At 37.1% G+C, this 23304-nt stretch carries 24 protein-coding genes; 14 read left to right on the forward strand and 10 right to left on the reverse strand.

The window, feature by feature from the left end; all coding sequences use genetic code 11:
• The first annotated feature begins 1 nt into the window (after position 1).
• The 3 genes from ABXZ36_RS14805 to ABXZ36_RS14815 are packed head-to-tail and all read left to right on the forward strand — an operon-like array spanning position 2 to position 1719.
• On the forward strand, positions 2-805 hold the full coding sequence (locus ABXZ36_RS14805; RefSeq protein ID WP_354616456.1) for a phosphatidate cytidylyltransferase: 804 nt from the start codon (positions 2-4) through the stop codon (positions 803-805).
• Positions 795-1463: a phosphatidylserine decarboxylase family protein gene (locus tag ABXZ36_RS14810; protein ID WP_354616457.1), complete on the forward strand. Its 669-nt coding sequence runs from the start codon at positions 795-797 to the stop codon at positions 1461-1463. Before ABXZ36_RS14805 ends, ABXZ36_RS14810 begins: the two co-directional genes overlap by 11 nt.
• The gene (locus tag ABXZ36_RS14815; RefSeq protein WP_354616458.1) at positions 1453-1719 is read left to right on the forward strand and encodes an acyl-CoA-binding protein; all 267 of its coding nucleotides are present in this window, start codon (positions 1453-1455) and stop codon (positions 1717-1719) included. The genes ABXZ36_RS14810 and ABXZ36_RS14815 overlap by 11 nt, the downstream gene beginning before the upstream one ends.
• Before the next feature lie 21 nt (positions 1720-1740).
• Here ABXZ36_RS14815 and ABXZ36_RS14820 read toward each other — a convergent pair whose 3' ends face one another.
• From ABXZ36_RS14820 to ABXZ36_RS14830, 3 genes are all read right to left on the reverse strand, one after another.
• On the reverse strand, positions 1741-3009 hold the full coding sequence (locus tag ABXZ36_RS14820) for a sterol desaturase family protein (protein ID WP_354616501.1): 1269 nt from the start codon (positions 3007-3009) through the stop codon (positions 1741-1743).
• A 209-nt stretch (positions 3010-3218) separates the two neighbouring features.
• Positions 3219-3650 (reverse strand): response regulator transcription factor, encoded by a 432-nt coding sequence (locus ABXZ36_RS14825; protein WP_354616459.1) that lies wholly within the window; start codon positions 3648-3650, stop codon positions 3219-3221.
• On the reverse strand, positions 3613-3909 hold the full coding sequence (locus ABXZ36_RS14830; RefSeq protein WP_354616460.1) for a transposase: 297 nt from the start codon (positions 3907-3909) through the stop codon (positions 3613-3615). Before ABXZ36_RS14830 ends, ABXZ36_RS14825 begins: the two co-directional genes overlap by 38 nt.
• Before the next feature lie 100 nt (positions 3910-4009).
• Between ABXZ36_RS14830 and ABXZ36_RS14835 the strand changes: the two genes are divergently transcribed.
• Complete coding sequence (locus tag ABXZ36_RS14835) at positions 4010-4228, forward strand: hypothetical protein (RefSeq protein WP_354616461.1); 219 nt, start codon at positions 4010-4012, stop codon at positions 4226-4228.
• A gap of 12 nt (positions 4229-4240) precedes the next feature.
• Here the strand turns inward: ABXZ36_RS14835 and ABXZ36_RS14840 are convergent, their stop codons facing one another.
• The 5 genes from ABXZ36_RS14840 to ABXZ36_RS14860 form a co-directional block, all read right to left on the reverse strand.
• Positions 4241-5812, reverse strand: coding sequence for an SDR family NAD(P)-dependent oxidoreductase (locus ABXZ36_RS14840; RefSeq protein WP_354616462.1), 1572 nt, complete (start codon positions 5810-5812; stop codon positions 4241-4243).
• A gap of 173 nt (positions 5813-5985) precedes the next feature.
• Positions 5986-6576, reverse strand: coding sequence for a hypothetical protein (locus ABXZ36_RS14845; RefSeq protein ID WP_354616463.1), 591 nt, complete (start codon positions 6574-6576; stop codon positions 5986-5988).
• Between the two features lie 150 nt (positions 6577-6726).
• Positions 6727-7800 (reverse strand): L-dopachrome tautomerase-related protein, encoded by a 1074-nt coding sequence (locus tag ABXZ36_RS14850; RefSeq protein WP_354616464.1) that lies wholly within the window; start codon positions 7798-7800, stop codon positions 6727-6729.
• Between the two features lie 107 nt (positions 7801-7907).
• Positions 7908-8573 (reverse strand): leucine-rich repeat domain-containing protein, encoded by a 666-nt coding sequence (locus tag ABXZ36_RS14855; protein WP_354616465.1) that lies wholly within the window; start codon positions 8571-8573, stop codon positions 7908-7910.
• Positions 8574-8646: 73 nt separating this feature from the next.
• A complete protein-coding gene (locus ABXZ36_RS14860; protein WP_354616466.1) occupies positions 8647-11277 on the reverse strand; it encodes a valine--tRNA ligase in 2631 nt (876 codons plus the stop codon).
• 197 nt (positions 11278-11474) lie between these two features.
• Between ABXZ36_RS14860 and ABXZ36_RS14865 the strand changes: the two genes are divergently transcribed.
• Positions 11475-11852 (forward strand): DUF1573 domain-containing protein, encoded by a 378-nt coding sequence (locus ABXZ36_RS14865; protein WP_354616467.1) that lies wholly within the window; start codon positions 11475-11477, stop codon positions 11850-11852.
• A gap of 46 nt (positions 11853-11898) precedes the next feature.
• Here the strand turns inward: ABXZ36_RS14865 and ABXZ36_RS14870 are convergent, their stop codons facing one another.
• Positions 11899-13233, reverse strand: coding sequence for an aspartyl protease family protein (locus ABXZ36_RS14870; RefSeq protein ID WP_354616468.1), 1335 nt, complete (start codon positions 13231-13233; stop codon positions 11899-11901).
• A 151-nt stretch (positions 13234-13384) separates the two neighbouring features.
• Between ABXZ36_RS14870 and ABXZ36_RS14875 the strand changes: the two genes are divergently transcribed.
• From ABXZ36_RS14875 to ABXZ36_RS14915, 9 genes are all read left to right on the forward strand, one after another.
• Positions 13385-14575, forward strand: coding sequence for a pyridoxal phosphate-dependent aminotransferase (locus ABXZ36_RS14875; RefSeq protein WP_354616469.1), 1191 nt, complete (start codon positions 13385-13387; stop codon positions 14573-14575).
• The gene (murB, locus tag ABXZ36_RS14880) at positions 14575-15600 is read left to right on the forward strand and encodes a UDP-N-acetylmuramate dehydrogenase (protein ID WP_354616470.1); all 1026 of its coding nucleotides are present in this window, start codon (positions 14575-14577) and stop codon (positions 15598-15600) included. Before ABXZ36_RS14875 ends, murB begins: the two co-directional genes overlap by 1 nt.
• A gap of 202 nt (positions 15601-15802) precedes the next feature.
• A complete protein-coding gene (locus ABXZ36_RS14885) occupies positions 15803-16369 on the forward strand; it encodes an RNA polymerase sigma factor (RefSeq protein ID WP_354616471.1) in 567 nt (188 codons plus the stop codon).
• Entirely contained in the window at positions 16366-17124 is a 759-nt protein-coding gene (locus ABXZ36_RS14890; protein WP_354616472.1) for an anti-sigma factor domain-containing protein, read from the forward strand. Before ABXZ36_RS14885 ends, ABXZ36_RS14890 begins: the two co-directional genes overlap by 4 nt.
• 76 nt (positions 17125-17200) lie before the next feature.
• The gene (locus ABXZ36_RS14895; RefSeq protein ID WP_354616473.1) at positions 17201-17410 is read left to right on the forward strand and encodes a membrane or secreted protein; all 210 of its coding nucleotides are present in this window, start codon (positions 17201-17203) and stop codon (positions 17408-17410) included.
• 31 nt (positions 17411-17441) lie between these two features.
• The gene (locus tag ABXZ36_RS14900) at positions 17442-18008 is read left to right on the forward strand and encodes an RNA polymerase sigma factor (protein WP_354616474.1); all 567 of its coding nucleotides are present in this window, start codon (positions 17442-17444) and stop codon (positions 18006-18008) included.
• 139 nt (positions 18009-18147) lie between these two features.
• Positions 18148-19023, forward strand: coding sequence for a lipoyl synthase (gene lipA / locus ABXZ36_RS14905; RefSeq protein ID WP_354616475.1), 876 nt, complete (start codon positions 18148-18150; stop codon positions 19021-19023).
• Between the two features lie 52 nt (positions 19024-19075).
• Entirely contained in the window at positions 19076-20086 is a 1011-nt protein-coding gene (gene gap / locus ABXZ36_RS14910; protein WP_354616476.1) for a type I glyceraldehyde-3-phosphate dehydrogenase, read from the forward strand.
• On the forward strand, positions 20083-22308 hold the full coding sequence (locus ABXZ36_RS14915) for a tetratricopeptide repeat-containing hybrid sensor histidine kinase/response regulator (RefSeq protein WP_354616477.1): 2226 nt from the start codon (positions 20083-20085) through the stop codon (positions 22306-22308). The genes gap and ABXZ36_RS14915 overlap by 4 nt, the downstream gene beginning before the upstream one ends.
• Here the strand turns inward: ABXZ36_RS14915 and lpxK are convergent.
• The gene (lpxK, locus tag ABXZ36_RS14920) at positions 22303-23295 is read right to left on the reverse strand and encodes a tetraacyldisaccharide 4'-kinase (protein ID WP_354616478.1); all 993 of its coding nucleotides are present in this window, start codon (positions 23293-23295) and stop codon (positions 22303-22305) included. The two genes, ABXZ36_RS14915 and lpxK, sit on opposite strands and share 6 nt — an antisense overlap.
• Positions 23296-23304 lie beyond the last annotated feature (9 nt).

The raw sequence follows: 23304 nt of genomic DNA on the forward strand, positions 1-23304 counted from the left end.
TATGAGAGAAATCCTTAGACGCCTAATTACGGGTGTCGTCTATGTCTTTTTATTACTTTCTGCTATTTTCCTTAGCTCGGACGCCTTTGATTTCTTGTTTATGGCCTTCGGACTAGCTTGTTTACACGAGTATAAGCGAATTGTAAAACTAAAAGGGTACCATATCTATTTAGCATATTTAATCCTTTGGTGGGCCTTTATTTATATTATTCAGGATAAAGTAGTCATCAATATTTTGATGTTACTAACTATTACTATTAATTTTGCACTGCTGGTATTTCTATTCACTAAAAAAGAAACCAAATTCAACACTGTGCAAAAATTCCTTTTTGGATTATTTTATATTGGTGGAGGTTGCATTTTTCTTACGATGATACCGTATAAGGACGACGAGTTTGCACAGTTTTTGATAATGGGTATTTTTATACTAATTTGGGTAAACGATTCTTTTGCCTACTTGGTAGGTAAAAGCATTGGCAGGACAAAACTATACCCCGCAGTTTCCCCAAAAAAAACAGTGGAAGGTGCTTTGGGAGGCCTTGTTTTCGCATTGGTTGCCGCGTACATTATGTCCTCTTATGAGACCAACCTCTCTCTTAAGGAATGGTTGATCTTAGCAATAGTCATTGTTGTAACTGGAAGTCTGGGGGACTTGGTAGAATCCAAATTCAAAAGAAGCGCGGGAGTCAAGGATAGTGGTGCTATTTTACCCGGCCATGGAGGCATGTTGGATAGGTTAGACAGTTTGGTCTTTGCAGCCCCATTTGCTTATTTAACGTTAAATATATTTTCATATGTTTCATAAAGAAGGTCAAAAAATCATTTTAATTACTTTTTTGATTGTTGCCTCAATTAGTCTTTTGGCCCATTTTTTTATTGACATAACCTGGCTAAGACTTGCTATACAAATCTTTGTCCTTTTTATTTTAGTGATGATCCTACAATTTTTTAGAAACCCCAAAAGAAAGGTTGTCAAAAATTTTGATGAGATTTTAGCACCTGTAGATGGTAAAGTTGTTGTTATTGAAGAAGTAGAAGAAACAGAATTCTTTAAGGACAAAAGAAAACAGGTATCTATTTTCATGTCCCCTATTAATGTTCATGTAACCCGCTACCCAGTTAGTGGAACGATTAAATACTCCAAATACCATCCAGGAAAATATTTAGTCGCTTGGCATCCAAAAGCGAGTACTGAAAACGAACGAACCACAGTTGTCATAAGAACTCCAAAATTTGGTGACATTTTATACAGACAGATCGCCGGGGCAATGGCCAAAAGAATTGTTAATTATGCCATTGAAGGTGAGAGTGTTCGGCAGGGTGAAGATGGTGGTTTTATTAAATTTGGTTCTAGAGTAGATTTGTTCTTACCTTTAGATTGTCCCATTACCGTAAAATTGAACCAAAAAGTTACAGGAGCCAAGACCTGTATTGCCATACTTAAAAGTCAGGATGACGAGTGATAAATTAAATATTAAATTTTCCAAGGCAGTAGCCTTTGTGAACGACTTTACGGAACCTCTCCCTGCTGATCTTCTATTAAAGCTTTACGCCTATTACCGCATTGCAAATGAGAATTTCAACCACCCCGGAAGCAGCACTCCTCTAATCAACGCTTTTAAGTCAAATGCACTTATACAAGCTCAGAATGTAAAACCAAAACAGGCCATGAAACTCTATATTGCCCTTGTTGATAAGGAACTTAGGAATAAGGTGTAGTTCTACTTTCAAATCGAATGTTTAAGCAACAATAGGAGCATCTAGCTTTTCTTTATCCAAATAAGTAAAGTATATTCCACAAAATATGGTGGCCAAAAAATAACCCATCATCACAAATTTACCAATAGGCATAAGGCCGTTGACCCCAAACCAATCCCCGCTATAAAGGATAAACCCAAGACCAAACAATCCTCTTGCCACTTCAATATAAATAGCAATTTTACTCCTATCCATTAAGGAAGAATATCCATAAATGCCCACAAGTACAAAAGCGCCGAATAGCAATAGCCCTTCAAAACCAATATTACTATAATTATAAAGCATAAATAGTAAAAGAAGTACACTGAATAACAATTGAAAAATTATATAGCCCTTAAGCTTCAAAGATGCTGCTGTATTATATCTTTTAAATTGATAAACATCCTCTATTATGGTTATGGGATATTTTTCTATAACATCTATTGGCCTCCATCCCGTAGGCATAAACCAAATTCTTATTTTATCCCAATAGTTGCTAGTTCTCCAAGCGTCCTTTAACAAGTTCCAAAAATGTTGAAAATTAATATGCACCGGATTCCATGTTGCAGCCTGTTTTAAAACCCCATATTGAGGTGGCGTATCTTCCATTTCTTCCTGAAAAGTTCCAAACATCCGGTCCCAAACAGACAAAATCTGACCGAGGTTTTTGTCGATATACTCTGGATTAATAGCATGATGAACCCTATGCTGGGAAGGTGTTACCAAAACGTATTCTACCCAACCCATTTTACCAATATGTTGGGTATGATACCAAAATTGGGCAAATAAATGTACTGGAGCCAAAATAGCTATTACTTTATAAGGCACACCCAATAGTGCCGCTGGTAACAATAGGATAGAGAAATACCCAATAAGATTGGATATCGGTTGTCTCAGAGCGCAGGCAAGATTAAATTCCTCACTACTGTGATGAATGACATGTTGATTCCAGAAGATATTTATTTTATGACTTAGTCTGTGGTTCCAGTAGCCCGCAAAATCCAAGATTATAAAAGCTACCAACCAAACCACCCACGAAGCTCTGATCTCTGTAATAGCCAAATGTTCCAATAAAAAAGGATAACTAATAACAATAAAGGCAAGACCAAGGGAATCCTTAATGATATTGGTAAGCCCTGAACTGATGCTCGAAACTGTATCCATGACCTTGTACATCTGATTCTTTATGAAATACCCATAGGATATTTCTACCGACAGAAGAATAATAAAAAAAGGAATAGCATATAACAATGCCTTGGCATAGGTTTCCATAGCAGGATACTGTTTCAATAGTCCTAAATATACTAAAATACTTTTTTATGGTTATTATATATTTTCTTACTTAAATACTATCTTGTATTTAACTTACTTTTAAAATAAACCCCTGATCATGGACATTCTCAATTTTTATACGGACATCTTTGCTGAGATAGCCACGTAAATGAGATATAAATACATTTAGGCTCTTTCTATTAAAGTAATCACTTCCCCCATAAATGGATAAGAATCTCCTTATGGGTGCAGAGTTTGTTTTGATGGTTCACTAAATAAACCAAAAGCTCGTTCTCTCTACCCGTTAATGATAAAATCTCTTTATCAAAAATCAATTCCTGGTTGACACTGTTAAATTGATATCGGCCAATCGTATAATTTTCTTTTTCTTGTGAAACTATGGGTTGTTTTACAAGTCTAGACAACAAATTTTTAATCCGCACCACAAGTTCCTCTTCGTCAATTGGTTTTTTGAGATAATCCAAAGCCCCCAAGGCAAAACCCTTCAACACATCAACTTTGAATGATCGGGCCGTTAAGAAAATAAAAGGAAGCTCGGGAGCTATAACCTGAATTTTTTCTGCCAGCGTAAAACTATCCATTTCAGGCATCATGACATCCAAGATAGCTTTCCACAACAAGCTTTTCGAGATCCTTTTTGATAAGGAGGTCTTTAAGTTGTTTCAGCTTTTTCTGAAGGGCTTTGATACAGCTTATTTCATCATTTGTTTGCGCGGTTACACAGGTGTTCATTAAATCCTTGTGGTCATACTTTTTGAACCATTGATTAATAGTACTGGCTTGCACTCCGTACGTTAATCCAATTTGTCTTTTGGAGTGGTTACCTTTGGCAAGTTCTGCCAATACTTTGAGTTTAAAGCTTTCGCTGTAACGTCTCATGTATCCGTCATTTTTATAAATCTACAATTGATTTTTTGTATACATATTTCAGGACGAGTCACTTGGAAACGTCCTATCCATTGAGCCTGGTGTTGCTTATATGAAAAATAATTTTACTTTAACCCTCAACCTTCCGTTTGCTTTACGAAGGGAAGGTCCTCAAAGTGTTACAGACAGACAAACAGAGATAGCCACTGGTCAGCCAAGAAGCGGTGATGCCGCCTTTGCTGATTATCTTATAAATTTGGGGATATCTTATAGATTTTCCAAAAAACAGACTCTTGAACTGGATCCGTCCCTTCAGGATACGTTTAAGTAAATCAACTTAATGCTACCAATCTATTGGCCTGTAATCTTTTAGAAACTTGCCTGTCCAATGCTTACCAGTATTAATTCCATCAATTAAAGGATCCAATACTCTGGCAGCTCCATCAACTATATCAAGCGGAGGTTGAAAATCATGAACCTCCACTTTTCTTTTGGAAAGTTCCACTGGATCTTCATCGGTTACCCAACCTGTGTCAACTGCATTCATATATACACCGTCCTTGGCAAAATCGAGAGCAGAAGTATGGGTCATCATGTTTAAGGCCGCTTTCGCCATATTAGTGTGCGGATGACGGTCTTCCTTGTAAAAACGATGGAATTTACCTTCCATGGCTGATACATTGATAATATGCTTTTTCCCCGTGTTTTCCTGACGCATCAATCTAGACAGTCTATTGCACAAAACAAAAGGGGCTATGGCATTGACCAGCTGAACCTCTATCATTTCAGGAGTTTCTATTTCCCCTAATTTTAAGCGCCAGCTATTGGTCTTTCTCAAATCTACTTGCTGCAAATCTGCATCTAACTCCCCTTCAGGAAATACTTCTTTAGCAGAAAGTGAATTATCGAAACTATAAGGTATTTGTGATAATTTGGCAGAAGCACGTATTCCGATTCCAGGTTCCGGAGCATGCCAAGTGACTGGTAAGGCGTTATTCTCTTCGGAGGAAGCCCCTATCCCTAATGACTTTAACTCTTGTAAACAATAATTATGATCGGATAATACTTCTTTTGCAAATTTCGGTAATGACTCAAAAGGAATCTCCTCGTTAATCATTAGATGCTGATAAAACCCTGCAGGTCTCCTTACCGTCTGAGCTGCATTATTAATCAGAATATCCAATCTATCGTATTGTTGTTCTATGAAATTGCAGAAAATTTCCACACTCGGGATATGACGTAAGTCCAGACCATGGATCTTTAGTCGATCTCCCCATTGCATAAAATCCTCTTCTTTTGAAAAACGCAAGGCTGCATCCACTGGAAAACGTGTAGTAGCAATTACTGTTGCTCCAGAGCGTAAAAGAATTAAAGCAATATGGTATCCTATTTTTAAGCGTGATCCAGTAACTAAAGCGACTTGGCCAGTAAGCTCCGCCGTTTGAAATCGTTTGGCATAATTGAAGTCCCCACAATCCTGACACATAGTGTCATAAAAATGGTGCAATTTGGTGTAGACCGTTTTACAGACATAACAATTTCTTGGTGATTCCAATTCCCTTTCTTCTAACTGCTCCTTTGAAGGAGCCGCCAATAATTTGGGAGCCACAAATACTGTTGCCTCCCTTGCACTCCGTATTCCTGTTTCTTTACGGGCATGTTTGTCCCGTTCTATCATTTTTCTTTTGGTTGCTTTGGCAGAATCTTTTTTGCGTTGTTTAAATTCATGCCTGTCAGGTCTGGAAAGGGTTCCTGCTGCTTTCAACAGTGCCACCCTTTTATCTTCTGGCAATTCCAATATCTGATGCGCATTGTCCACCAATCTATCCAAAATAGAAATACACTGTTCTATTTCCTTAAGACTCACCTCAGAAGTCATCAATTTCTTTAGCTCTTTTGGGTTTATAATACTCATATAATCAGGATTATTCCAATCTTTTAAAACGGTGCAAATGTACAGTTAAAATCAACTTCATTGGCGATAAAAACAAATCAATATATGTATTAAGAAATTGTATTTATTACCTTGAAGAAGCTGCTCTGGAAGATTATCTTAGATTGAAATAAAATTGAGGCTATCCTTGTTTTTTAATTGGGCCCTATCATGATATGTGCCCTATATGTACCTGGATCCATTAGCCAAGGCATACCAGGGGCATGCGGCTTATCAGGAAGTCCAGTAGACTCCGTGGTGGCAAAAGGAATATAGATGACATACCTAAACTTCCCATTTTTTAATTCTCCAGTAGTTTTGTCATATCCTTCCTCATCTCCAGAATAAATATATAACATACTGGGGTCTTTTGGCATTTTTAGTTTTCCCGCAGCAACCTCTGCCCCCCTTATATCAAATTTTTCTTTAGCATCCATACCCTTAGCGCCCAACTTCCGCCCCCGATTCATAAAAGGTTCCAATTGATCGGAATAACAAGCTACATTAATCCCATCCTGATTAGGATTATCTGCAATGCAAACCAAATTGTTGGTACCTTCCCGTAAGACTACAAAATTTCCTTGAGGATCATAACCATAGACCATGGCACCACCCTTTTTTTCATATGGTGCTGGTAGCACAGCTGTTTTAATTTGAATCTCTTTTGGTACTATTTGAGTTTTTGACTCTTGTGCCGCTACTATAGACATCATAAGGCCAAATGCTAGGGTGAGTACAGTTTTCATTGGAATAGTGTTTCCTTAAAGATACTCATCCCCTTTGAATTTTTCAAAAAGGAAGCCTTTTATTTTATATAATCAGCACAAAATAAGATACTTATCTTAAAGTATAAATAGATAAACCCCCAATAAAAATAAAAAATTAATTCATCGTATTTAAAGGGCTATCTTATTAATGGTAAATTCAATTTCTGAGATTTCCCCTTTTACCTCGTTGATTCTAGAATTCGTGTAGTATAAAAATCCATTATAAATACTAAAGGTATCTGCCCATTTTACGACATCCCCTTCCAATAAGGTTTTTAGATCTCCCGAAGGGGTCAAATAGTTTATTTTGTTGTGTTCCAAGTCAGCCAAATACAAATTGCCCTTATCATCAAAGATCATCCCATCGGGAGCTCCTGTCTTTTTTATGAACTGAACCTCTGTATGGATAGGATTTTTATCTGAAGCCAAAACCTCGGTATCAATAGCATAAAGACTATAACCCGTTAAGGCATGATAGTATAATTTATTGTTCTTGGTATCTAACGCTATTCCGTCTGAGTTAATGGTATTGTTCCATTGGCCATTATCAAAGGTAAGATGATCCATTTCGGCCATAGTGGAGGGATGATCTCCCAATACCCTTTTGCTTTTACCAGAGACAATATCCAACACCAAGAGTCCTCCGGCACCCGAATCCGTAAAATAAATTTTACCATTCTTTTTATCCACCCGAAGATCATTGATATAGGAATTAGGTTTTGCGACACCTTTAGGAATTATATAAATATTCACCAATGCATCTGTCTCCAAATTAAACACAAAGACCCTAGGTTCGTCCAAAATAGGCTCAAACAGAGCACTACGGGTATCCAATACATATAAAATATTTTCAAAGGCTACCACAGACTGCACTCCGACAAAAGCGTTTGGTGTAACTTCCTCTCCAATTTCCCACATATTCATCTCCTTATTAGGATAAGGTGTATAAGAACCATCTTTTCCATTGACCTCCACTACGGAAAATGGAACTCCTTTACGCCATCTTGGAAAGTTTGCGAATATTCTCCCTTTGTCACTAACGGTAACACCCGTAACCTGTTGCCCTTTAAAAATAGCAACTTCTTCTATGCTCTGCACCGCTTCGGATTGCAAATTGCTATCTACTTTAGGCTGCTCCTTTTTTGTTTTTTCTCCACAAGAACAAAGAACTATGGCGGAGAGTAATGCAACTATTTTTTTCATAACACTAACGTAACGAGGATGATGATGATGATGATGATGATGATGGAATGTGCCTATAAAACTTAACGTAGTTTTATAGGCACATGAAAGAAAGTTCAACACCTTGGTCAATTACATTCCAAAGCATAAGAATCTGTTTGATCTTTGGTCCATTGAGATGGGATATTGCTCAATGTTTCCTCATTAACCTTAATGCAGTCAAGTGGATTTTTCTCAACAGAAAAAGTATTTAATTGCAAATTGTTAGGAATCTTTGAGATATCAATATTCTGCACTGCATTATCGGTTAGTCTCAATAATTGAAGGGCAGTATTATCTGCAATATCCAATATTGTGAGCGCATTGTTAGAGACCTCTAATTTTTCCAAAATGGTCAAATTGGAAACATTTATACTGGTCAAACCATTATTTTCTATGAACAGGAATTTTAAGCGTGTATTTTTAGATACGTCTAAGGTGGTGATTTGATTGCCATTTACCCCTAGATTTTCTAAAATTGGAAAATCTGCAATTCCCGTCAAATTTGTGATTCCTTTGTTGTTCATTACTAGAGAAGTGACCATTTGAATGTCACTTTTATCCACAAAGCCATCTTCTACATCATCAATCCGCAATTCAATTAGGGCTCGTTCAAAGGCCATATCTGGAATCTGAGTTCTAGCAACAGGTGGGAGCATTTCATTTTCTTGGATTGCATTATTATTATCACTAGAGCAATTGCTCAATAAAAGCACAAAACAGCCCAAAAGTAGAATGCGAATGTTTCTCATCATTTTTTCTTTAAATATATCACAACCTACTTAAAATGTGATCTTTATTAGCTTTTTGTTATGATATTAGAATGTATTATGCCAAACTTGCCAAACTCTTTTCCAATGTTTCAATTTTGGCAACGGCATCGGCTTCTTTTTGACGCTCTATAGCAATTACCTGATCTGGTGCATTACTAACAAAACGCTCATTAGAAAGCTTCTTTTGCACAGACACTAAAAATCCTTTGGTATACTTCAACTCCTCATGAATTTTTCTTATTTCCGCTTCAATATCAATAGCCCCGCTCATCGGAATAAAATATTCATTGGATTTTACCCTGAAAGTTAAGGCGCCGTCCAAAGGAGTCTCCATGTAGGAGATTTTTACAACATTAGTAAGTTTCCGAATTATAACGTCCCAATCTTTTGCAATTTGACCTTCATTTAATACAGACAGCTCTAACGACTCCTTCATTGGAATGTTTTTTTCCTTCCTAATAGTTCGGACTCCAGCAATAACTTCGGCTGCAAAATCGAATCCTTCTATAAGACCATCATTCACCGTGTTTTGCTTTGGCCATTTTGCCACTACTAGGGCTTCCTCTGGTGAACGCTCCGCTATATGCTGCCAAATTTCTTCCGTTAAGAAAGGCATGAACGGGTGCAATAATTTTAGGTTGTTCTCAAATATTCCAATAACTGCATCAAAGGTGATTCTATCTATAGGCTTTTGGTAGGCAGGCTTAATAATTTCTAATAGCCAGGAACTATAATCGTCCCAGACCAATTTATAAATGGCCATCAGGGCATCAGAAATTCTGTATTTATTGAAATGGTCCTCTATCTCTAATAAGGTCTTATTGAATTTGGAATGATACCATTCAATTCCCAATTTGGAGGCTTCCGGCTGCGGCAAATCTGCGACCTCCCATCCTTTAACCAACCTGAAGCCATTCCAGATCTTATTGGCAAAGTTTTTACCTTGTTGACAAAGTGCTTCATCGAACATTAAATCATTTCCAGCAGCAGAACTCAATAAAAGTCCGACCCTCACTCCATCAGCACCGTAATCTTCTATCAATTGCAAGGCGTCTGGAGAATTCCCTAACGATTTGGACATCTTACGTCTTTGCTTGTCCCTTACTAAACCAGTTAGGTATACATTTTCAAAAGGTTTCTCTCCTCTGTACTCATATCCAGCAACTATCATTCTGGCCACCCAGAAAAACAATATGTCCGGACCGGTCACTAAGTCATTTGTCGGATAGTAATATTCAATTTCTTTATTCTCTGGTTCCAAAATTCCGTTAAACACACTAATTGGCCATAGCCAAGAAGAAAACCAAGTATCTAGGGCATCCTCGTCTTGTCTTAAATCCTTGCTGGTCAAGGCAGTGTTTCCTGATTTTTTCTTAGCAAACATCAAAGCATCTTCCTTGGTTTCGGCTACCACAAAATCGTCTTGCCCGTTTCCAAAATAATAGGCCGGGATTTGTTGTCCCCACCATAATTGTCTAGAAATATTCCAATCGCGAATATTTTCCATCCAATGACGATACGTATTTTCAAACTTTTTAGGGAACAATTTTATTTCCTCATCCTCTAAAACTGCTTTGATGGCAGGCTTTACCAAATCTTCCATTCTAAGGAACCATTGGTCAGACAAACGGGGCTCTATAACTGCCTTGGTTCTTTCAGAAGTCCCCACCTTATTAAGGTGTTGCTCTGTTTTTACTAAAAACCCTTTTTCTTCCAACTCTTTGGAAATGTCCTTTCGTACCACGAATCGGTCCAGGCCTTCATAATGAAGGCCATAACTGTTTAAGCTGGCATCGTCATTAAAAATATCTATGGTTTCTAAGTTGTGTTTTTCCCCTAATTCCTTATCATTAATATCATGGGCGGGAGTCACTTTTAGGCATCCAGTACCAAATTCCACGTCTACATAATCATCCTCTATGATTGGGATGACCCTATTGCAAATAGGCACAATTGCTTTTTTACCTTTTAGGTGGTTATAACGTTCATCATTTGGATTGATACAGATGGCGGTATCCCCTAATATGGTCTCCGGTCTGGTAGTAGCGATGGTCACCGTTTCATCCGAACCTTCAATGCTGTATTTCAAATAATATAATAACCCTTGTTTTTCCTCATAGATCACTTCCTCATCGGAAAGTGTTGTTTTAGCTTCCGGATCCCAATTCACCATGCGATACCCCCTGTAGATCTGACCTTTATTGAATAAGTCCACAAACACCTTAATGACGGAAGCCGACATATTGTCATCCATTGTAAACTTGGTCCTATCCCAATCACAAGAACAACCCAATTTCTTCAACTGCTCCAAGATTACGCCTCCATACTCGTTAGTCCAATCCCAAGCATGTCCTAAAAATTCCTCTCGAGTTATATCGGCCTTATTGATTCCCTTTTCTTTTAATCTAGCCACTACTTTAGCTTCTGTGGCTATGGAGGCATGGTCTGTTCCGGGAACCCAACAAGCATTTTTGCCCATAAGTCTTGCCCTGCGTATCAAAACATCCTGAATAGTATTGTTCAGCATATGACCCATGTGCAGGATTCCAGTAACATTTGGAGGGGGAATTACAATGGTGTAAGGCTCTCGTTCATCTGGGACGGAGTGGAAATATTTGTGTTCCATCCAGTACTCATACCAGTGGTTTTCGGCCTTTTGTGGCTCATATTTTGATGGGATCTCCATTATTTGGTATAGTTTTTGTCTTACCCATTACAGGTATTGTTCAATTTATATGAATAGGTAATGTTAACTCAATACATCCATTGCTCATTTTATAAGTTGGAAATACGAAACAAAAATAAGTAACGTTATTACATAACAAAAGAATTTTGGAGGTTGATGTGAAAACATTTACATTTGAAATTTACCCAAAACTAAAAATGATGAAAAAAATAGTACTATTATTATGTATTGGACTATTAGGAATTAGCCTAAATGCGCAGGATAAAACTGCAAAAATTAAGTTCAATTCGGATACCGTAGATTACGGTATGGTGGAAAAAGGTAGTGATGGAGTTCGCGCTTTTGAATTTACAAATACTGGAACTGCTCCTTTAATCATCAGTAAAGTTAGTTCTAGCTGTGGGTGTACCATCCCGAAAAAGCCAGATGGACCTATAATGCCAGGGGAGAAAGGTGAAATCCAAGTAAAATATGACACCAACAGGGTTGGTCCTATTAGAAAAGCAATAACGGTCATTTCCAATGCAGATGAGCCAACAATCATCTTAAAAATTAAAGGCGAAGTAAAAGCCTAATACATATTAAATTATAATAAAAAGAGCCTGCTATAGCAGGCTCTTTTTATTTAAAAACTTTTTTCAACACAAATGAAAATAACAAATCCTTATTGTATCGTTCTATAACCAACTTCACCCTTTTTCCCTCCCTTTCATTCATCATTTGAAGCACTTCTTGGAGCTTGTACTTGTAAACACTCTTGCCGTTGACTGTGAGTATAAGGTCTCCCTCCTGCAATCCTGCTTCATAAGCTGGACTACCTGCTCTTATTGAAGAGACCACTATTTCCGGTACCAAACTTAATCTCGTCCTTCCCTCCATTAATATTTGTACATTCCCAAATGATTTTTCATCTCCTTTTACAATACCCCTTGAATCTGTAAGTTGTTCTGCAATAAAACGCATTCCTGCGTGCATGAGCTCTATACCACTAAGGTTATAATGAAAGGGCGTCTTAAAATTACTATTCCTTTTAATGAAGATCTCATTTTTAGTATAATTGAATACGATGTTAAATCTTTTTAAAATTTCCCCACCAATACTTCCATTCCGCTCTCCTAAATTTTTAATAGAATTAAAAGATTCCATATCAGGAAATGCAGTTTTCGGCCCCTTTAGACTATAACTCCCCAACCTAAATCCTTCTACCATGGTCCGCTTGCCAAATATATTACCACTTAATCCTTTTCCTAGATAATCCTCATAGTGCTTTTCAGGAATATCCAAGCCCTTAGCCTTATCTTCAAAAAGCCATATGGCATCTGAGCTACCAGTATCCACTAACAACCTGACAGGTATTTCCAATTCGTTCCCCATATAAACCTTACCATCCACATAAGCCTTTTTATTTTCAATAATTAGAGGAATCCTTTCTTGGTTTTTTTTGAGCGTAGCCTCGTAGATCTTCGGATCATGAAATTTAATGAATTTAGCCCCGTAATTTATTTCTACCACAAAATCCTTAAAAAGATCATAGCCAATAATTCCGTGTACTGGGATACCCAAACTAGGGGAAAAATTCATGTCCTTATCTAGAACCACATACAATTTCTGACTTCTATTTGCAATGGAATTTATTCTAAAGGTATTACCATCTGAACTAAGCCCTTTCATGGCAGCTCCTTCACCTAAACCCTTGATCGTTATCTCCTTAACGTTTTTAATTTGTATGGAATCCTGATTGGAAATATTAAACAATATAGGAGTGCTTACTCCTGAATCTAGAAGAAAGGACAGCTTTGCCCCATTCACCTCAACAGGAATAATCATTAAATTATTGATAAGCTCGAACTTTACTTTTTGAAATTTCTTCCCTTTCTCCAATTTAAATCCTTGGGCGAAGGAAATAAATGGAAAACAAAAAATAATAAGTGCTATGTTTTTTAAAAAGTAACCCAAATTTTAGTATTTAATCTCTATAAACCTTTTTAAATTAGTGAATTAACTATAGCCAGCATAATATATTAACATTTAACTGATGGAATAAATTAAATCTAATCTTATTGCTTGGTATGGTTTGATTTCTCATTTTTGTGGAAAATTTGAATTCATGCCGACAATTTCTCAAAAAGGGTTATCCATGCCCGAATCTCCAATTAGAAAATTAGTGCCATTTGCTGAAGAAGCAAAAAAAAGAGGCATCAAGGTTATACATTTAAATATTGGGCAACCAGATATAAAAACCCCAAAAGTAGCATTGGATGCTGTTAAAAACAACACCCTTGAGGTATTGGAGTATAGCAGAACGGAAGGTTCAGAAGAATACCGTGAAAAATTGGCCAAATATTACGCAAAATATGACATCCATGTCTCCGCTTCTGAAATAATCATTACAACAGGTGGTTCTGAAGCTTTGGCATTTGTGATGGGAAGCATCATGGACAATGATGACGAAATCATCATCCCAGAACCTTTCTATGCCAATTACAACGGATTTGCAACCGCAGCTGGAGTTAAAGTAGTACCAGTTGTTTCTAAAATCGAAAATAATTTTGCTTTACCCCCCATAGAGGAGTTCGAAAAACTTATTACCCCGAAGACGAAAGCTATTTTGATCTGTAATCCTGGAAATCCAACGGGCTATCTTTACAGCAAAGAAGAGATTGAAAAATTAGCGGTAATCGCAAAAAAACACAATTTGTTCCTAGTTGCCGATGAGGTTTATAGGGAATTTACGTACGAAGGTAAAGAACATTATTCCGTACTACAAGTAGAAGGCCTAGAAGAAAATGCTATTGTGGTAGACTCTGTATCTAAAAGATATAGTATGTGCGGTGCTAGAATAGGTTGTTTGGTTTCTAAAAACAAGGAAGTCATTAAAACAGCCATGAAATTTGCCCAAGCGAGGTTATCTCCTCCTACCCTTGCACAAATAGCCTCCGAAGCAGCACTAGAGACCCCTCAGAGCTACTTTGACGATGTTAAGGTAGAATATGTATCGCGCAGAAACCTACTTATTTCCGAATTAGAAAAAATAAAAGACTTAAAAGTAGCCAAACCTCAAGGTGCGTTTTATTGTATAGCAGAGCTTCCTATAGCAGATGCAGACCATTTTGCACAGTGGCTTTTAGATTCTTTTGAACTTAATGGCGAAACGGTAATGGTGGCACCTGCCGCTGGTTTTTATGCTACTGAAGGCCTAGGAAAAAACCAAATAAGAATAGCCTATGTCTTGGATAAGGAAAGTATCACTAGGGCCGTTCAAATACTAAAGACAGCATTGGAAGTCTATAAAGGATAATGACAATACAAGAGAACATATCCTTAAAACCATTCAATACCTTTGGTATAAATGCCAACGCAAGATTCTTCTGTGAGATTACCTCCTTAGAAGAATTGCGGGAAGCCCTTAGCTTAGATGGCTATCCAGAAAAAATCATCTTAAGCGGTGGCAGCAATATGCTAATCACCCAAGATCTGGACGCTTTGGTACTTTATATTCATATCAAAGGAATTGAGATAGAACAAGAAGGCACAAACCATGTCTTAATAAAAGTAATGGCCGGCGAGAACTGGCACGAAATGGTACTTTGGACCTTGGACCACAATTATGGAGGACTTGAAAATTTATCTTTGATACCCGGGTTTACAGGTACAGCCCCTATTCAGAATATTGGCGCTTATGGGGTGGAATTAAAGGATTGTTTTATAAGTTGTGAAGCAATGGATACAGACACTTTGGAACTCAAAACGTTTACAAAGGACCAATGCAAATTTGGGTATAGAGACTCCTATTTTAAAAATGAAGGCAAGGGTAAGTATATCATTACTTCCGTGAAATTTAAATTGACAACAAAAGATCATCGGCTGAATACCTCTTATGGGGCTATCGAAACGGAAATGGAACAACAGCAGGTAGTAAATCCTACTATCAAAGATGTTTCCAATGCCGTTGTAGCCATCAGAAAAAGTAAGTTGCCCGATCCCAAAGAATTGGGAAATAGCGGTAGCTTTTTTAAAAACCCAGTGCTCACCAAAAATGAGTTTGACCTATTTATAAAACAGAACCCAGAAGCACATTATTATAAGTTATCAGATGAGGAGTACAAGGTTCCCGCAGGGTGGCTTATAGAACAAAGCGGTTTCAAAGGAAAGAGATTTGGAGATGCAGGTGTACATAAAAACCAAGCCTTGGTCTTGGTTAATTACGGTAATGCCAGCGGAAAGGAAATCATTGAATTGGCCCAGACGATCCAAAAAAAGATATGGGACAACTTTCAAATTGAAATTGTGCCTGAAGTTAATATTATAAATAACCCCCGATGAAAAAATCAACGGGGGTTAAACCAAACCAAACTAACCAAACTTAAATGTACAATTACCAGTTGTACACTTACCTTATTAAAAACAGGTTATAAAATTATGTTTAACCATCAATTTTATACCTTAGCGTCTAAATGTATTTACGGTACTAAAGAACACTTGGATTTTTCAATAGCGTTAAAATTCTCTAAACGCATATAATTTTATGAGCGTACTTCTTGAAAAACATATTGTTGAATTATTGCAGGAGAGAAATGAAAAAGCTATTTCACTTCTCTATGAACACTACGGTGACACCTTATTTGGAGTTGCCTATAAAGTAGTTAAAGATCATGACCTCGCCCAAGATATTGTTCAAGAAAGTTTTGTGAAAATTTGGAAAAAATCCGACTCCTATGATTCTTCCAAAGCCAAGCTTTTCACGTGGCTGTTTCGCATTACCAGAAATACCGCTATTGACAAATTGAGAAGTGTTCAAACAAAAACTGACAAGGAAATCCAAATGGATGTTTCCGACGTATATAAAATAGGCGTAGATAGCACTAAGCCTGAGCTAATGGACGTTCGAGAGAATTTGGACAAATTGGAACCAAAGTATCAAATTGTATTAGATGCCTTATTTTTTCAGGGAATGACGCAACAAGAGGCCAGTGACGAACTGGATATACCTTTGGGAACTATTAAGTCAAGATTGAAAATTGGGCTTCGGGAATTAAAGAAAATTTACGGCTCTTCTATGGTGCTGTTGTCTCTAATAAGTATGTTGTCATGAAAGAAAAAATAAAAATATTCCTTGATTCCGATCTGTTGGAAAAATACCTAATCGGGGTAACTTCAAAAGAAGAAACGTTACAGGTAGAAAGATACGTAGCTATGTATCCAGAAGTAAGGGAAATGTACCTTGAGCTTCAGGAAAATTTAGAGGTCTATTCAAAATTACACGCTGTTAAAACACCAGATGGTCTAAAAGAAAAAATCTTGAGCAGCATTAAGACCCAAAATTCTTTGAGAAAAAGATTCACAAGGTACGCCATTGCTGCTAGCGTTGCCGTATTCATATTTGCAGGATCTTCTTACTTCTTTTGGAACCAGAATCAAAGTCTTATGGAGGAAAACACCATTGTTTCCAATAAAATCAAGTCGCTTGAGGAAGACATGAGGGAACAACTAGAGGATGTAAGGAACCAATTTATTGTACTCAACAATCCTTTGACTAAAAAATATACCGTAAAAGGGAATAAAAATGCTAAAGACCTGAAGGCCATAGCCTATATTAATCCTGTAAAAAAACTATCCTTTATAAACGTGAGGAACCTACCCCTACTACCTGAGGATAAATGTTTCCAAATGTGGGCAGAGGTCAATGGCGAAATGGTAAACCTTGGCGTTATCAAAGAAATTACGGACAAAGACAAAATGTTAGCTCTTCCGTACGCTGATAATGCCATAGGGTATATTACCATTGAACAAAAAGGAGGCAATATGGCTCCCACTGTCGAAAATATAGTAGCCAATATCACGTATTAAATAGTTCAAATCTTAAAGTAGTTCTAAATACACTTTTAGAGGCCATTAATTTTATATCTTTGACCAAAATTTAGATATGAAACTATTACTATTGACTATTGGTCTATTAGCTATAGGATTTGCTGGAATAGCAATAAAAATATGGTCTAAGAAAGATGGAGAATTTGCTGGTACTTGTGCCAGCCAAAGTCCTTTTTTAAATCAGGATGGAGAAGCTTGTGGCTTCTGCGGGAAATTACCGAGCGAACAAGACTGCAAAAAAGATACAGCTACGGAAATTCAGTAGTGTACCTTCTGCCTATTTTTAAGAACTCCATTTGGACAAAATTAAAGACACCCTTAAAATCACCATTGAAAAGGCCAAGCTGGGGAATCAGATAGCCTTTAGTACCTTATTGGACACTTTCTGGAATGATGTCTACGGTTTTCAGCTTATCAGGACCAGAAACGAAAATGACGCAGAAGACATCACCATCCAAACATTTTCAAAAGCTTTTGACAAAATTGATACCTACGATGACACCTACGAATTCAAAACCTGGTTGATCACCATTTCCAAGAATTTACATGTTGACCTCATTCGAAAAAGGAAGCGGAATATTTTTGAAAATTCTGGTAACAGTAGTATTGAGGCCATTCAAAGAGTTTTGGATGATGCCCCATCAGCGGAGGACCAGCTGATTAGGGAGCAGGACCTGGCCACCCTTTTATATTACATTAAAAAACTCAAGCCCCACTATCAAAAAATAATCAACCTTAGGTACTTTAATGAAATGAGTTATGCCGATATTGCGGTGGAACTTAAAGAGCCCCTCAATAATGTAAAGGTAAAATTACTCCGTGCCAAGAAATTATTAGCAGAGGTCATCCAGAACAAAAAATAAGGGCTTATCGCCTATCTTTTACTTATTGTGTTGCTAATTTATTAACATCCCGAAAATAATAAAGTATTATAATTTTTGGTTCCTCTTCCAATATGAAATAATACAAATACCATTTCGTACCTTTATAAAAAATTTGAGCATGAGCATTGAAACCGTAGAAAGTGTAAATCCACCTAAAGGCAAACCAAAATGGCTACGTGTAAAACTCCCCACTGGGAAAAAATATACCCAACTAAGGGGACTCGTAGACAAATATAATCTACATACCATATGTACTTCTGGAAGCTGCCCCAATATGGGGGAATGCTGGGGAGAAGGTACAGCAACCTTTATGATCTTAGGTAACGTTTGTACCCGATCATGCGGATTCTGCGGCGTAAAGACAGGCAGGCCTGAGGATGTAGATTGGGAAGAACCAGAAAAAGTTGCCCGTTCCATAAAAATAATGGGAATAAAGCATGCCGTAGTTACCTCTGTTGATAGGGACGACATCAAAGACATGGGTTCTATTATTTGGGCTGAAACAGTAAAGGCAATCCGAAGAATGAACCCAAACACCACCTTGGAAACCCTAATACCTGATTTTCAAGGAATAGAAACTCACATAGACCGCATAATAGCTGTCTCTCCAGAAGTTGTTTCCCATAATATGGAAACGGTAAAAAGACTAACTAGGGAAGTACGTATCCAAGCCAAATACGAAAGAAGTTTGGACGTTTTGAGATATTTGAAGGATAATGGTGCCAAAAGGACCAAATCTGGAATAATGTTAGGCCTTGGAGAATTGGAAGAAGAGGTCATAGAGACTATGGAAGATCTCAGAAAGGCAAATGTAGATGTGATCACCATAGGTCAATATTTACAGCCGTCTAAGCGACACTTACCCGTGAAAGAATTTATTCTTCCAGAGCAATTTAAGAAGTATGAAGAACTAGGGTTGCAAATGGGCTTTAGACACGTAGAAAGTGGTGCATTAGTCCGCTCGTCTTACAAGGCGCATAAGCATATTCACTAATAAAAACTACATAAAGTATTAAATACATCCCGCTAATGCGGGATTTTTTCAAATGAAAAAAGTAAATATTGGTATAAATGGTTTTGGAAGAATAGGAAGAACGGTCTGCAGGTTAATATTAGACAATCCGCACCTAAACGTTGTAGCAATTAATGATCTGGCAGATGCCAAAACATTGGCTCATTTATTGAAATACGACAGTATCCATGGAGTATCCTCCAAACAAATTGGACACGATGGGAACTCTATTTTGGTGAATGATAAAAAAATAGCGTTGTTAAATCATGACCATCCTAAAAAAATAGATTGGTCAACATATGGGGTTGATATTGTCATCGAGGCCACTGGAAAGTTTAAAACCCAAGCCGACCTTCAGCATCATTTGGACAACGGATCAAAGAAGGTCATCTTATCCGCACCACCTTTGGATGAAAACATAAAAATGGTAGTCTATGGTGTAAACGAAGGCATTATTACAAAGGATGACCATATCATCTCCAACGCCTCTTGCACCACTAACAACGCAGCTCCCATGATCAAGGTCATCAATGACCTTTGTGGGGTAGAACAAGCCTATATCACTACGGTACACTCCTATACTTCTGATCAAAGTCTTCATGACCAACCTCATCGAGATCTGAGAAGATCTAGGGCGGCCTCTCAATCAATTATACCCACAACTACTGGAGCGGCAAAGGCATTAAACACTATTTTTCCAGATTTAGCGAACGTTATAGGAGGATGTGGGATACGCGTTCCTGTGCCAAATGGTTCATTGACTGATATTACCTTAAATGTAAAAAAAGAAACCTCTATTGAGGAAATCAATTCGGCATTTGAGAAAGTATCCCATAAAGAATTAAAAAATATTCTATTTTATACGGAAGACCCTATAGTTTCCATTGATATAAACAATAGTTCTTATTCTTGTACGTTTGATTCTCAGATGACATCCGTAATTGGAAAAATGGTTAAGATCATTGGTTGGTATGACAATGAAACGGGATACAGTTGCAGAATTATTGACCTAATTAATTTATTGATCAAGAATAAGTGCGTTTGATAATTAAATCTAGATATAAAAGGATTTTAAAAATCCTATTAATGATGGTGGTCATGACCACTTCTCAATTCATATCCGCCCAGGATAATACCCCTCCTGAGAAGGACATAAATGCGTATTTATCAGAAGCAAGAAAATTCAAAAACCAAAATCAAATTGATCTTGCATTAAAGGCCATGGCTAAGGCTGCTGATCTTGCAGAGGTAGATGATGATATCAAGACCGTTATTGATAGCTATCACGAAATCTCTTTGTTAAATTTAAAGTTGGGACAAGAAGAAAATGCACTTTGGTACTATGAACGTGCAGGCGTTTCCCTTGAGGATATCACATACCCACAAGGTAGTGCTACCCATCTCTATATTGAGGCCCTAAACTATTTTAAAAATGAAAAACCGCATCAAGCCTTAATCTTACTAGAAGAGGCTAAGAAACTTAATAACGATAGACATCTTTTAAACGGAATTTCTTTGTTGGAGGGAAACATCTCCCTGAAAATTAAAAAATATAGTGTTGCCTCCAGAAATTTTAATTCTTTAGTGGTTAATAGTGATATTTATGAGAAAGCGTATTTAACCACTAAGGCTTATTTGGGACTAGCACAATTAAATATAGCCTTAGATAGTTTAGATTCAGCAGCAAAAAATGGAACAAGTGCGTTAAAACTTGCTGAAGAAAATAATTTCCATCAAGAAATATTAGAAGCAAATGAATTGTTGGGTAAGGCCTATGAAAAATTAGGCAAATATGATTCTGCATTGATCTACAATAGAAATCTGCTACAGATTAAAGATTCTTTATTAGCCTTCGAAAGAATTAATGCTCAGGTTAAAACTGCTGATCAGTTACGAGGAGAATTAATGGATAGTACTATTAAAAAGCAGGATATTGAAATAAAGGATTTGAATGAATCTTCTAGTCGCTCTGAAATTACGGCCATCTTGACCTCAGCGTTTTTGACAATTATATCACTTTTGGCCGTTTCATTGTATAGGAATAATCAGATTAAACTGAAAACAAACGACCTCCTGCACACCAAAAATAGAGAGCTACAAAGCGCAAGGGATGCCGCAGTGCAATCTATGGAAGCCAAGACCAATTTCCTTTCTACGGTAAGTCATGAATTACGGACACCGTTATACGCCGTTACCGGACTCACGCATTTACTTTTAGAAGAAAATCCAAGTAAAAAACAAGAAGAACATTTAGAAGCATTAAAATTTTCGGGCGATTATTTATTGAACTTTATCAATGATATCCTGCAAATCAATAAAATTGATGCGGATAAAATGGAACCTTTAAATATTGAGTTCAATCTTAAAAAGGTATTAACTGAAGTAATTAATTCCTTGCAACAAAGTGCGAAAGCCAACAAGACTATCATTACTTTGGATTACGATCAAAATATACCAAGCCACCTCCTAAGTGATCCTTTAAAATTATCCCAGATTTTCATAAACCTGGTCGGAAATGCCTTAAAATTTACTAAAAAAGGAGAAGTAACGGTTATTACCAAACTGCAGGAACAACGTGAGGACGAGGTCACTATTTATTTCGAAATAAAAGATACAGGAATTGGAATCGCCCCTGAAAAACAAGAAAACATCTTTGATAGTTTCGAACAGGGATCTATTCAGATCAATAGAGAATATGGTGGTACTGGACTTGGACTCACCATAGTAAAAAGCTTAATTGGCCTATTTGAAAGTACAATCAGGTTAAAAAGTGAACTTGGAAAAGGTAGTTCCTTCTTTTTCGAGCTTGCACTTAAAACCACAGAAAGCAGTGAAATTGACGATATTAATTTCCAAATTACGGAAAGAGAATACGACTTGACTGGCCTGCATATTTTAATTGTGGAAGACAACAAAATTAACCAGGTAATCACCAAAAAAATGTTGGTAAAAAAAGAAGTGACTTGTGATATTGCCAGCAATGGTACCGATGCTATAGAAATGGTCCGGACCAATACCTATGATGCAGTTCTTATGGACATTCATATGCCAGGAATCAGTGGTGAAGAGGCTACCATTGAAATTAGAAAATTCAACACTGTCTTACCAATTATTGCATTGACCGCCATTTCTTTGGATGACAGTTTGGAAAGTTTCTATGCGGCAGGAGTTAATGACGTGGTAACCAAACCATTTAAGCCAGAAGTCTTTTATCAAAAAATTGGTCAAAATGTCTTCTCTCCAAAAATTACAAATCCAGCATCATAAGGATTCCAGAGCCTTAGCCAATTGTTGCCTTCCATCACCAATAAACCGATGTTTTATTCTTATATAATAAAGATTAGCAACCTTACCCTGAAGTCTAACAAAATCCTTTTCCGTAGTTAAAATCAACTCTTTGGAACTGAAAGATCTTATTTCTTTTTCCGTAAAAAAATGATGGTCACCAAATTCTAGATGCTCCAGTGATACTGAAGCCTCCTTTAAATAAGTGACCAAGGGCTCGGGATTAGCAATGCCCGTAACCAATAAAACCTTTTTATTACGCAATGCCCCAAGGTTTAGCGTATCTCCTTCACCTTGCAAAACAGTATCATAGACCAAACTACTGAACAATACCTTTTGATGATTTAAGGGATTTAGTTTTTTGATGATCTCCTCTTGGTCCTCCAGCCTTAAATTAGTTGGACATTTAGTTACCACAATGAGATTAGCTCTTTTAGCTTCCCTTTTACTATCCCTTAAATTTCCAGTTGGCAAATACCAATCATCTACATATAATTGGCCATAGGCGGTTAAAAGTATAGAAAATGTTGGCGTTACCTTTCGATGTTGAAAAGCGTCATCTAACAAAATCAAATCTGGATTTTCTTGGGCTTCTAAAAGCGAAATCCCATGCCTTCTATGGGCATCTACGACAACGGTGACTTGAGGATATTTTTTATAAATCTGAAAAGGTTCATCACCTATTTGCTCCACTGTGGTAGACGGAACTGCTTTTAGATAACCGTGGCTTTTCCTTCCATAACCCCTACTTAAAACAGCTAGTTGGCTATTTTCCTTTAAAAGTTCAATAAGATATTCAATCATGGGCGTCTTTCCCGTTCCCCCAACACTCAAATTCCCCACACAGATTGTTGACGTGCCATATGAAAGAGATCTAAATATACCTCTATCAAATATCATATTTCTAATATAGACCACTAATCCATAGACCAAGGAAATGGGAAATCCTATTTTTCTGAGTAGCTTCATCGGAACGAA

This window comes from Sediminicola arcticus (genome assembly GCF_040566695.1).
In the GTDB taxonomy this organism is placed as follows: Bacteria; Bacteroidota; Bacteroidia; order Flavobacteriales; family Flavobacteriaceae; genus Sediminicola; species Sediminicola arcticus.